Origin of the sequence: Okeania sp., assembly GCF_035285525.1 — a bacterium.
Taxonomy (GTDB): domain Bacteria; phylum Cyanobacteriota; class Cyanobacteriia; order Cyanobacteriales; family Microcoleaceae; genus Trichodesmium.
Genome location: NZ_JAYKGW010000141.1, coordinates 49,746 through 63,067, shown reverse-complemented (window position 1 = coordinate 63,067; position 13,322 = coordinate 49,746). Strand labels below are relative to the sequence as shown.

General features: G+C 32.3%; 8 protein-coding genes. 6 read left to right on the top strand and 2 right to left on the bottom strand.

What is annotated here, in order from left to right; translation table 11 throughout:
* On the bottom strand, positions 1-1,598 hold a 1,598-nt coding region (locus VKJ25_RS13530), incomplete at its 3' end, for an HlyD family secretion protein (RefSeq protein ID WP_324237156.1).
* A gap of 625 nt (positions 1,599-2,223) precedes the next feature.
* Between VKJ25_RS13530 and VKJ25_RS13525 the strand changes: the two genes are divergently transcribed.
* The 4 genes from VKJ25_RS13525 to VKJ25_RS13510 all read left to right on the top strand — a co-directional run bounded on the left by VKJ25_RS13525 (position 2,224) and on the right by VKJ25_RS13510 (position 7,801).
* Entirely contained in the window at positions 2,224-3,069 is an 846-nt protein-coding gene (locus VKJ25_RS13525) for an Npun_R2479 family HD domain-containing metalloprotein (RefSeq protein ID WP_324237155.1), read from the top strand.
* A 442-nt stretch (positions 3,070-3,511) separates the two neighbouring features.
* A complete protein-coding gene (locus tag VKJ25_RS13520; RefSeq protein WP_324237154.1) occupies positions 3,512-4,579 on the top strand; it encodes an ABC transporter permease in 1,068 nt (355 codons plus the stop codon).
* Positions 4,580-4,856: 277 nt separating this feature from the next.
* Positions 4,857-5,780, top strand: a complete 924-nt coding sequence (locus VKJ25_RS13515; protein WP_324237153.1) for a class I SAM-dependent methyltransferase — start codon at positions 4,857-4,859, stop codon at positions 5,778-5,780.
* 815 nt (positions 5,781-6,595) lie between these two features.
* A complete protein-coding gene (locus VKJ25_RS13510; RefSeq protein ID WP_324237152.1) occupies positions 6,596-7,801 on the top strand; it encodes a glycosyltransferase family 2 protein in 1,206 nt (401 codons plus the stop codon).
* Between the two features lie 454 nt (positions 7,802-8,255).
* Here the strand turns inward: VKJ25_RS13510 and VKJ25_RS13505 are convergent, their stop codons facing one another.
* Complete coding sequence (locus VKJ25_RS13505; RefSeq protein WP_324237151.1) at positions 8,256-9,221, bottom strand: tetratricopeptide repeat protein; 966 nt, start codon at positions 9,219-9,221, stop codon at positions 8,256-8,258.
* A gap of 531 nt (positions 9,222-9,752) precedes the next feature.
* Between VKJ25_RS13505 and VKJ25_RS13500 the strand changes: the two genes are divergently transcribed.
* Entirely contained in the window at positions 9,753-11,693 is a 1,941-nt protein-coding gene (locus tag VKJ25_RS13500; protein WP_324237150.1) for an FkbM family methyltransferase, read from the top strand.
* Positions 11,694-12,172: 479 nt separating this feature from the next.
* Entirely contained in the window at positions 12,173-13,129 is a 957-nt protein-coding gene (locus VKJ25_RS13495) for a GDP-mannose 4,6-dehydratase (protein WP_324237149.1), read from the top strand.
* Positions 13,130-13,322: the final 193 nt, after the last annotated feature.

The following is a 13,322-nucleotide window of genomic DNA, read 5'->3' as shown; positions in this document are numbered from 1 at the left end:
GGTAACTGAGTTTCTGGTACTTTTAATTCTAACTCTAATTGATTATCTTTAATAATAGAAAATAACTTTTTGCTACTAGAACTCACATCACCAACACGAGCTATTCGTTCTGCAATAATACCATCCGCAGGTGCTTTCACCAAAGTCTGTACTAACTGAGTTTGTCTCTCTTGTAAACGAGCTTCATCACTTCTAACATTTGCGATCGCACTATCAATATTCGACAATGCACTATCAACATCTGTCTGAGCGCTACTTACACTAGCTTTGGTACTATTAACTCTAGCTTCCGCACTCCGTAGTTGCGCCATTGCACTACTAATATTCGCTTCTGCGCTCTCAACTCTAGCTTTGGCACTGCTGACATTTGAGTTAGCAATATCAACTTTTGCTTTAGCACTTTTAATATTTGCATCCGCAATATCAACTTTTGCTTTAGCACTTTTAATATTAGCTTCCGCAACTTCAACTTTAGCTTTAGCACTATCAATATTAGCTTCCGCAACTCGTACTCCTTGGGTCGCAGTTTTGACAGCAGTGCTACGAGTTTCTAATTCCTGAGAACTAATAACACCCTCCGCATTCAGACTTTGATATCGTTCAAAATCTCTCATTGCTTGTTCTTGGTTCGCTTTTGCTTCTGCTAACTTTGCTTCAGTTTGAGCAACAGATGCTAAACTATCATTCCGACTTGCTTGAGCTTGTTTGAGAGCAGCAACAGCATCATCCCTACTCGCTTGAGTTTGTCTCAGAGCAGCTATAGCATCATCCCTACTTGCTTGAGTCTGTTCCCAACCAGCGATCGCTTCATCTTTACCAGCTTGAGCTTGAGCAATAGTAGCTTTAATTTGGTCTCTGTCAGCTTCAGCTTGTTCGCGAGCAGCAATAGCTTGTTCGACAGCAACTTTAGCTTTAGCATAAACAGTTTTTCTTTGTTCGACTTGACTTCTAGCAGATGCTACCTGAGATGTAGTTTGGTTAATTTGCGATTTCAAAACTGAGTCATCCAAAACCGCTATCACTTGACCTTGAGTAACTTTATCCCCCTCCTCTACCAAGACTTGTTGAATTTGCAAACCGTTCGCTTGTGGCAACACTGGTAACAGGTCAAAGGCAACGACGCTACCAGTCGCATCAAGGGTACGTTCTACGGTTGCTAATTTGACATCGGCTACTGTTACACTCATAGTAGGACTAAGATTAGTCTCTACTACATCGGCAATAGTTTCTGTGGGTTTAGTATTACTTTCTGCCTTTAGGTTTACTCTGGGAATAATGACTTGAATACTCACCACACTAGCAATCACACCAATAGCAACACCAAAAATTAATCCTTGCGGTCCCCCTCGATTTTTGGGACTGGGAAATTCTCTAGTATAATTGACATTTTCTTCATCTTCTGCTATGGGAGAATAAAGCGTTAAGCCATTTTCTGGAGCCAGAAATTGTTTGGTATTGTTAATGTTTTCTCGGTTTTTGGCTGGTGGAGAATAGAGTGTTGAACCATCTATGTTAGAAATCTCTGTTTGGTTAGAATCATTTAGATGGTTTCTCTGTTGCTTTCTGATGAAGCTTTCTGGTAAAATTAGCTCTTTCAATTTAGTTCACCTCTATATTGGACTTATATTTATTGTAAAGAAAAATTAAAGAAAAATTATAGTTTTTTTATATTTGTGTAAATTGCATAATAATTTATGTACAAATATTTCTCATTTTGAACCTGGTATAATTATTGCTCTGCTGATTAAATCTAAAAGCATTTACAGATAAACGTTTTAGCCTTTTGAAGTCGCGAAAATTATTGAGTTATTAGGTAAGTCTTCAGCTATTAGCATTTAGCTATCAGCAATTAGTAATAAATAATTACTTCTGACCGAGAGCGAATAGTACAAGGAACTAACTTTTATAGTAATGTTTAATTTTGACTCAATTAATAAAGCTTTTATTGTCAATTAAAACAATAGCTGAAGCTGCTAGCGTAGCTCCTCTGAAAGAGGCTAGCTGACGGCTGAATACTTAGGTTATTAGCATTGAGCATTTCTCCGAAATACTACGCAAACAACTTTTGAATTTAATAAAGTTTTATTCATAAGTTTTAATTTTCCTTCCAGACTAATTTCTGCTTTAATGCGATAATAAGTTAATATCTTCTAGCTGATAGCCGAAGGCTAATAACTACAATAAAAATGAATAAAAAAAATCTTAATCAGTTAACTATAAAATATGTTTAATGCCACCGAAATCCTAATTAATTCATTTGTCGAAAAAATTAAGGAAGGCTACCATCGAACTTATGGTGGTTATAAATCTAATTACGAAGAAATTATTGGTTGGGCAGGAAATATGGCACTAGAAAATATTGCTAATAGTGATGCTCTTTACCACAATGTTGAACATACGATTCTAGTAACTCTTGTAGGCCAAGAAATTCTGAGGGGAAAACATATTAGAGAAGGAGGAGTTTCTTGTGAAGATTGGCTACACTATATTATTTCGTTAGTTTGCCATGATATTGGATATGTAAAAGGAGTTTGTCTGCAAGATAAAAAAGGTAGTTATGCTACAGGTACAGGAGATGAAATGGTTGATTTGCCTTTAGGTTGTACTGATGCTAGTTTAACTCCTTATCATGTAGATAGAGCGAAATTATTTATTAATGAAAGATTTGGTGGTCATCGGTTAATTGATGCAGAAATAATTAAGATAAATATTGAATTAACACGTTTTCCTGTGCCGCAAGAATCAGACCATCAAGATACTGTTAATTATCCTGGTTTAGTACGGGCGGCAGATTTAATCGGTCAGTTAAGTGACCCCCGTTATCTTAAAAAAATAGGTTATTTATTTTATGAATTTGAGGAGACAGGTTTTAACCAAAAGGTAGGATATAAAAATCCTAGCGACCTACTTGATAATTATCCTCAATTTTTTTGGCACGGGGTTCATCCTTATATAAAAGATGCTTTAAAATATTTATCACTAACACAACAAGGTAAGCAAATTATTGCTAATCTTTATTCAAATGTATTTTTAGTTGAGCATGACTTTTGTAAAACGATTGGTACTTAATTCAGTTATCAGTTATCAGTTATTAGCTTAATAAGGACTTTTTTTTCTTACTACACTAACACTAATTATTAAGACAATTTTTATGATTAAAATATAAGAGGTTTTCTCTTGATAAGAAATACATTATTTTACAACAGATTTCATATTAATCAAGGACACTTTTCGCGGGAAAGATGCCTGCACTACAAATGTCTGAATGTTAATATTTAATATATTGAGATATTGGGAATTTGATGTAAAATCTGTCAGACAAAAATACTATAATTTTTTGATGAAAAACACCTTTTGCGGGCAAGATGTCTGCACTACAAAAATCTGAATATTAATATTTAATATATTTGTAATTTGATGTAAAATCTGTCTATACTCAATAATAGTATAGTTCCTTACCTTCCTTCTTCCCTACTCCCTACTCCCTACTCCCTACTCCCTAATTAAATCAATGAAATGGTGGAAAAATCTTAAAAAAAATCCTTTAGCAAGATTCGGCGCATTATTATTATTAACTTTTTATCTAGTAGTAATTGCTGCTGACTTTATTGCTCCCTACAACCCTTACACATCTCAACTTAATGGTTCCCTACTACCACCTACGCAAATTTACTGGCAAAACCAAGCAGGAGAATTTATTAGACCCTATATTTATCCTACAACTCAAGGGCCAGTAGACATAGAAACTGGACTCCGGGAATTAAACGTGGACTTTGATCAACCATCCCCTCTCGGTTTCTTTGTCCAAGGAACCCCTTATAAACTCTTCGGTATTTTGCCATTGGACCGACATTTATTCGGGACCACAGGTGAAGCGAAATTTAACTTACTAGGCACTGACGAACAAGCACGAGACCAGTTTAGCCGTTTAATTTTTGGTGGTAGGATTAGTTTATTCATCGGTCTGGTAGGAATAACAATCTACTTTCCCCTAGGAATGATTATTGGGGGAATTTCAGGTTACTTTGGTGGTTGGGTAGATAGTATACTGATGCGTTTCGCTGAAGTATTAATGACAATTCCCGGTATTTATCTATTAGTGGCGCTGGCTGCGGTATTACCTCCTGGTATTAGCAGTGCCCAAAGATTTCTGTTGATTGTAGTTATTACTTCATTTATTCGTTGGGCAGGATTAGCGAGAATTATTCGAGGACAAGTATTATCTATTAAAGAACGAGAATTTGTACAAGCGGTAAGAGCGATGGGGGCTAATTCTTTTTATATTATTGTTCGTCATGTATTGCCTCAAACGGCAACTTATGTAATTATTTCGGCAACTTTAGCTATTCCTAGTTTTATTATCTCAGAATCAGTCTTAAGTTTGATTGGTTTGGGTATTCAACAACCAGACCCCTCCTGGGGAAATATGTTGTCTTTGGCTACGAATGCTTCTATTTTAGTATTACAACCTTGGTTGGTATGGCCTCCAGCATTATTGATTATTTTAACGGTATTAGCATTTAATTTATTAGGAGATGGGTTACGAGATGCTCTAGATCCGAGAAATTTACAACGCTAATTTACCAATGAATAATTAATAATGAATAATTGATAATTAAAGATAGTTTTTATTGTTCATTATAAATATAATGAAAATTAACAGTTAATAGTTTAAAAGTTTACTAGAAGAAAAACAACTGTATTTCTTATTTTATATTTTGAAGTATTATAATAAACTGGGTTTTTGGGAAAAAGAAGTCAATATGTAGATATCTAAGACAAACCCGATTTCTATGACTTCCTATTTACTACTCCCTACTCCCTACTCCCTACTCCCTACTCCCTACTAGAAGAAAATGACTACTACTTTTAAACCTCGGTCTAATTTAGCAACAAATTTAGTAAACATAATTCTCTCAATTAAACCACTTGCTAATTTTGCTAAAACTCAAGCAAGAAAGATGATTATTAAACGTGCAGAAAAAATTGGCGTTCCTTGGCGCAAACAAGTCAAAGAACTTTCTGAACGTAATTGGGATAAAGAATGGGAAATAGTAAATAATCCTAAATTAAAATATCCTGAATATTATCTTACTTCATTCCATGCTTATGAAAAAGGTAATATGGGTTGGCAACCTGCAACAGAAGTAGAAGTAGCAGTATTAGCAGTTCATGCAGGAATTTGGAAAGAAGAAGGTATTGGTGGAGATGTTAGACTTCGTCAAAGTTTTCTTGATATTTTAAAAGCTGAAATTTCTCCACCAAAAGATGTTTTAGACTTGGGATGTGGTGCGGGTTTAAATACTTTTTCCCTACAAAAAGTTTTCCCTCAAGCTAAGTTGACAGGAATAGATTTATCACCTTATTTTTTAGCAGTTGGTTTGTATCGTTCTCAACAGCAAAATTTGGATATTAATTGGGTTCATACTGCTGCCGAAGAAACTGGTTTACCTGATGATTCTTTTGATTTAATTTCTATCTCTTTAGTATGCCATGAATTACCACAATTTGCTACTCGAAAAATATTTCGGGAGGCAAGAAGGTTATTACGTTCAAATGGTAATATTGCTATTATGGATATGAATCCTAAGTCAGAAGTTTATGCAACAATGGCTCCTCATATTTTTACTTTGTTGAAGAGTACAGAACCTTATTTGGATGAATATTTTTCTTTGGATATTGAAAAGGAATTAATTGATGCTGGTTTTTCAGTTCCCAAAATAATTTGCAATACTCATCGTCACCGGACTGTTATTGCGAAGGTTCCTTGTAATGAATAATGAATAATGAATAATGAATAATGAATAATGAATAATTATTTCTAATTATTAATTATTGAAAAAAAATTAATTAAGCTATAAAGCTTCTCTATTTTATGGAGAAATAAAGAAAAAAATAATTTTACCAAATCCTTTTATTTATAAGAAAGGCTAATTAATTAGGGCTTGCTGAAAAAGTCTTTTGGAGAGGGGGAGAAGTCAGGAGTCAATTATCGTTCCTGTTCAAAAATTTATAATTTTTAGCTTGCTATGGTAAAAAAAATTAAGGGGCAATTATTTCTTCCACTTTACTCTGTTTCCCACACTTCTCACCCTTTCCATACACTGCTTTTTCCGCAAATTCTATTTAGGATTGCTATATTTGTAATTAGAGTTTGCTGAATAATTTATTAGGTTTGAAGCTAAGGAAAACTTCAATTGTTTAACTGAAAATAAGTTTTCCCTTTCTTCAGTTATTATATTTTAAATTAGTTTTCAGAAAATGCTAGCTTGTTTATCAGCTTAAAATTTTTACGTTGAATAAAAAATCATACATAAATATGAAATAGATATATCATATATTATGATATCACAAATTTTTGGAAAAAACAACCCCACCTTCCTTAGTATCAGAGATTTTTTTTGGTACTTTTGAGGGTTAGGATTAATCAAAGAAATAGAGTTCTTGACTGTTTACTCTCTTTAAGCGAGAGAGGGAATAAAAAAATAAACTTCAGTATTTCAAGTCTCTGAGTTCAAGCAGAGATACTAATAACTGATAACTGAAATAACCTTTGCTATAATTCAATATTCCTGGAATATTACCATTAGATTAAATGCCGATAAACAATTTTCCCAAAGTCACTGTCTGTTTACCTACTTATAATTCTGGAAAATTTCTCACTCAAGCAATAGACAGTATTCTTAAACAGACATTTACAAATTTTGAGTTAATTATTTCTGATGACTCCTCTACTGATAATACTCCAGAAGTTATTAATAGTTATCTACAAAAAGATAGTAGAATTAAATACTTACAAAATCCCCAAAATATAGGACTTTTTCCTAACTGGAATCGTTGTTTAGAATCTGCTTCTGGAGAATATATTACTGTTTTTGCTCAGGATGATGTAATGTTGCCAAAAAATTTAGAGCAAAAGGTAAAAATTCTAGATAAATATCAAAATGTCGGTTTAGTTACTTCCTCTATTATGGTGGTCGATAGTGATAATAATTACCTTCATTGGGACTGGGCAAATTATACTGAAAATAGTTTAATAAATGGTGAGGAATGGGTAAGGAAAAATTTGGGAGAAGCTAATCCTATTTGTTGCCCGTTTGTATTGATTAGACGAGAGGTTTTAGAGAAAGTTGGAGGGAAATTTAATGACAATTTTGCTTTTGCTGCGGACTTAGAATTATGGTTAAAAATTGCTTTGGTTGCTGATTTATATTTTGTTAAAGAAATCTTAGGATATTATCGATGGCATGAAGGAAATAAAACTCATAGTTTTGATGATTTTTATCAGGTTAAGGAACATTTACAAATATGTAGTAATTTAATTGATAGTTTAAATTTATCGGAATCAGAATTAAATGACTGGGAGACCGAAGTGTTATCTCGAACTGTTAAATGGGTGAGTTATTATCGAATTTATCGTTATTTGGAAATGGGGAATTTTGATGAGGCATTCAAGTTATCTGAATTATTGGAAAATTGGCGGGGTAAGTCAGGAAAATTAGGTATTTTTGTGCAGGAGTTAGGCACGAAAATACAGGAAATATTGCAAGTTAATTCTCGTCTTAAGTCGGAGGTTTATCAATATAATGTTTGGGTGCAAGATTTGGAAAAAGGTAAGTTTCAGCTACAAAAAGATTCTCATAAATTACGTTGTTGGGTGGATAACCTTGAGCAAAAAAACTCTGTTTTGGAGGCAGAAAAATCTGCTTTAGAGATAGAAAAATCTTGGCTAGAATCTCAGGTAAAAGCTTGGATGCAAACTGCACAAAAGTATTATCAGAAAATCAAATTTAGGGAATAGGGAACAGGGAACAGGGAATAGAAAATGGGAAAAAAGTATTTCTGCAAATATGAGATTCACGCGAAAAATATTCGATTATTCTGAGAAATCAGAAATATTCAATATTTACCTACTCGACTACTTCAGAAAATATATAAGTAGTTGTTGGAATAGAAAAATTTAGGTGGGAAGTAGGGAAAAGCTAAACAGAAAAATATTCGATTATTCTGGGAAATCAGAAATAGTCAATATTTGGCAAATCTATTTGTTCAGAAAATATATAAGTAGTTGTTGGAATAGAAAAATTTAAGGCAGAAATAGGAAAAAGCTAAACAGAAAAATATTCGATTATTCTGAGAAATCAGAAATAGTCAATATTTACCTACTCGACTACTTCAGAAAATATATAAGTAGTTGTTGGAATAGAAAACTACGACAAATAGTTATGCATTTTCCCATCTTTCTACCAATATTTTTACTCTAATTCAATGGCGCGACTATAAGCAACACTTGCTTCATTTATTTTTCCCTGTTTTGCTAAAGCATCACCCAAATTTTTATGAAACAAAGGTGAAGTAGAATTGAGATTTATTGCTTGCTGAAACATATAAATTCCCTCTTCCAACTCTCCTATTTTTGTTAAAATTTCCCCTAAATAATTATAAGCAAAATCTGAATTAGGATAAATTTCCAAAGTACGGCGATAAGAAGCGATCGCTTCTAACCACCTTTCTTTTTTTGCCAAAACTATACCCAGTTGTAGATAAATATCTGGATTATTTTTGTCTACTTCTAAAGCAAGTTGATATTCAGAAATTGCTTGGTCAAGATAACCTTGTTTTGCCAATATTTTGCCTAAATTAAAATGAACTTCTGGATTTTCTGATTCAGTTATTAAAGCAATTTGATAAAAAATAATTGCCGAACCTAATTGATTTTTACTAAATAAAAGATTAGCCAAAAGTCTACATATTTCCGGATTATATGGTTGAATTTCTAATATTTTATGATAATTACTTTCATCCCAAGAAGAATATTTGATTGCCAGACGATAATTACCCAATGCTGATTGTAAATTTTCCCGATAACTTTGTTGAAAAATATCCCCTAACTTTTCATATAGTTCCGTTAAATTTGGTTCTAGTTTAACCGCTTTTTCATAATAAGCGATCGCCTCATCCCACTGCTTTTTTTGACAATATAAATTACCAATAATTTTATATAATTCTGCCAAGTTAGGCTGAATTTTTAATGCTTGAGTATACCAGTTTAGAGCAGATTCTAAATCTCCCTGAATTTCCCAAACATTTCCTATAATTTGATAAGCTGGAATAAAATCTGGCTGTACCTCTATAATTTGATGACATAGAGCGATCGCTCCATCAAATTCACCTTTGGCCAAATATTCTGCTGCTTTTTTTTGTTTTTCTAGGACATTCACGATTGAGTATGTATTTTTTTCAGGGTTTACTATAATAAGCTATGGCAATCTTAAATTATTTGTGAAAAAAACTGTAGAGGTTTGGTCTCCAAAAGTCATTATTTCTTTGTTTGAGAAACCAAGTCCTGACAATAAAATATTACAACCTATTTAGGATTGCTATAAAATATATTGCACATTCAAAAGTTGTTAAGCATTTCTTTTCTTGCGGAATGCTATGTAAAGAGCAATTATATCTCAACTTTAAAAAGTAAGTTGAAATTAATATAGCAGTTTGTGCATTAGTTGTGACATTTTTGATGATAGTTTATTTGATCTGAAAACTTTGAAAATTCAGAATTATCAATTATGGCTCATAACGAAGACCAAAATATTACAACTTAAATAGGATTGCTATATAAACTTTAAAATTAGCTTTGATAGTCAGATTTAATTATGACTAAATTAATAAAGGGTTTATGTAAAACTAAAAAATAGCTAACTGCTAAATGCTTACTAAAAATTATTTATAAATTTTCAATATTAATCAAAATGAAATTAGATTTAAAGAGCCTTTGTTTACAAAACTCAGTCACCCCCAGAGGTATCATTCATGTCGGTGCTTATGATGGTAAAGATATTAAACTTTATCAAAATTTAGACATATCAAAAGTTCTCTTCATTGAAGCTAACCCAACAGTATTTGAAAGGTTAAAAGCAAATATCGCTATAGCATCTTTTAATGTACAAGCTGTTAATTCTGCTATTAGTAATCAAAACGGCAAAATTAAATTATATGTCAACTCTATAGAGAAAAGTAGTTCTATTTTTCCTTTGAAACATTATCGAGATATTTACCCTAATGTTAAAGAAACTAATCAACTTACTGTTGAGTCAAAAACTTTAGATACTTTATTACAAGAATTAGAACTTCCTCCAACAGATTTTAATATCTTAAACTTAGATATTCAAGGAGCAGAACTTTTAGCATTAGAAGGAGCAACTAATTTACTTAAATATATAGATGCAGTTTACACCAAAGTTAACTATGAAGAACTCTATGAAGGTTGTGCTTTAGCAGAAAAGGTTGATGAATTTTTAGCAGATATTGGTTTTGCTAGAGTAGCAGTCGCCAAACCTTTTCATCCATCTTGGGGAGACACTTTTTATGTGAAAAAACAGGTAGTTACTATGTCTACTCTCGGCAAAAAAGGTAACTTAGGAAATCAAATGTTTCAGTATGCTTTCTTAAAAATATATGCTCAAGAAAATGGATTATCTGTAGAGACTCCTCTATGGGTAGGTCAAGAATTATTTGGTCATAAAGATAGAGAAATTTCTGAAGTTTTGCCTGTAGTTATCAAAAATAATAATGAAATTTTTCCTAGTAACGGGGAAGTTGGAAAAAACGTTGATATTCAGGGAGAGTTTTTATATCATACTAAGCATTATGTCAGGCACAAAAAATATTTTCGTTCTCTATTTCAACCTGTAGCAAAAATAGAAACTCTAGTAAAAGTTGCTTGGGAAAAATTGCGCTCTCGTGGCAAAAATATCATCGGTTTACATTTACAATCACAGTCAGATAAAAATAATAATTCTGTTGTTGCTCCTAGTGAATGGTATAAAGTTTGGTTAAATGGTTTATGGGAAACTTTAGAGAAACCAATTTTATTTATCGCCAGTGATAATTTAGAAGAAGTACCCCTAGTTTATTTTGCTGAGTATAATCCTATAACTATTCGAGACTTAGAAGTAGAGGTTAATCCAGAATATCTCAACTTTTTCTTATTAAGTAAGTCTGATTTTCTGGCTATTTCTAATACTCCTTTTGCTTTTGCTACTTGTCTCTTAAACGAAACCGGAAAATATTTCTTTCGCCCCCACTTTTCGACAGCAAAACTTATACCTTTTGAACCTTGGAATAGTACCCCAGTTTTTCAGGATATAAATATTGATGAGGTAGGAAAAAGTGTTTCATTTGAGGAACAATTTCAACAGATACAATCTCAACTTCAGCAAAACCAAGAAAAAGCCAAAAATTCTGAATCAAAATTACAACAAACTCGCTCAGAACTAGAAAAAATTAAATCTGAGAAAGACGAACTTTCCCAAAAATTAACATCTACTCAATCTCAACTTCAGAAAAGCCAAAAAGAATTAAAAAGTAGTCAGCTTGAACAAGACCAAATATCAGAAGAATTAGAACAATCTCAATCTCAACTTCAGCAAAACCAAGAAAAAGCCAAAAATGCTGAGTCAAAACTACAACAAACTCGCTCAGAACTAGAAAAAATTAAATCTGAGAAAAACGAAATTTCTCAAAAATTAACATCTACTCAATCTCAACTTCAGCAAAGAAAAAAAGAACTAGAAGAAACCAAATTAAAACTACAAAATCAGCAAAAAATATTGCCGAATCAAGATACAAAAAACTATGCAGCTCATATCAAAAATCTAGCAAAAATTCTGGCAGAAACAATCCCAGATTGATATAATAAGATAATAGATAATTAATAATTAACCTCCAGGCATTTAAAATCTCTTCTTTGAAAGAGAAAAAAATAAGATTTCCGCAGTAGATTCCATCCAATGGTTTTAACCAGAAGTAATTATTTATTATTTATTATTCATTATCCATTAATAAAATGTGTGCATCTCAATTATTTGCCAAAAGACTTTTTTCCTCCATACCTATTCCCTATTCCCTATTCCCTATTCCCTAAAAGCGATAAATTGTTGGTTTTATTCAAAATTGAGATACACCCAATAAAATTATCCCTTATAATTCAATACGATTCACATAATACCAAAACTTTTATAGGATGGAACCGCTAGATAGAGTAGTTATTAAAATTATAGAACTGCCAAAAAAAATCCTTAACTGAACTGTATTGATTTTATAGATTAATTTATTTAATTTCTTCTTCCTTCTTCCTTCTTCCTTCTTCCTTCTTAATTCCTTAAAAACTATGAAAACAGCATTAATTTCCGGAATTTCTGGTCAAGACGGTTCCTACTTAGCCAAATTATTACTAGAAAAAAATTACAACGTTTGTGGCACCTCCAGAGATGCTCAAATGTCTACCTTTAACAACCTATCTCGTTTAGGTATTCGTGATAATATAAAGTTAGACTCCATGTCTTTAAATGACTTTAGAAGCGTCTTACAAATATTAACAAAATATCAACCAGATGAAGTCTATAATTTAGCTGGTCAAAGTTCCGTAGGCTTATCTTTTCAACAACCTGTAGAAACATTAGAAAGTATCGCCACTGGTACCTTAAACTTATTAGAAGCAATTCGTTTTACTGGAGCCAAAATCAAATTATATAATGCTAGTTCTAGTGAATGTTTTGGCGATACAAAAGGCGAACCTGCTACAGAAACTACTCCATTTCGCCCTAGAAGTCCTTACGCTGTTGCTAAATCTGCGGCTTTTTGGGAAGTAGCAAATTATCGAGAAGCTTATAATTTATTTGCTTGTTCTGGAATTTTATTTAACCATGAATCTCCTCTCCGACCTCAACGTTTTGTAACCCAAAAAATAGTCTCAGTTGTTTGTCAAATAGCTCAAGGTAGTAATGAGAAATTAAACTTAGGAAATATTTCAGTACAAAGAGATTGGGGGTGGGCGCCAGAATATGTAGAAGCAATGTATTTAATGTTGCAGCAAGATGAACCAGATGATTATGTAATTGCTACTGGAGAAACCTATCCTTTGCAAAATTTTGTCATTGAAGCTTTTAATTCTGTAGGATTAAATTGGGAAAATTATGTAGAAGTAGATGAGAATTTATATCGCCCTACTGATATTTCTGTAGGTAGAGCAAATCCAATTAAAGCTGAACAAAAATTAGGATGGAAAGCAAATTATAAAATGCCAGATGTTGTACGGATGATGGTTGAAAATAGAATGAATAATTAATAATTAATAATTAATAATTATTTAGCTAGTAAGGTGTGTTAGCGCCAGCGTAACGCACCGAAAATCTATATATAGTGCCTTTGCGTAAGTCCTGATTAATAATTAATAATTATTTAGTTAGAAAACTTTTGTATGAAATTGAAAAAAATACATTTCTCTTCTTTCAAAAAAATAGTTTATTATGAAATAGTGC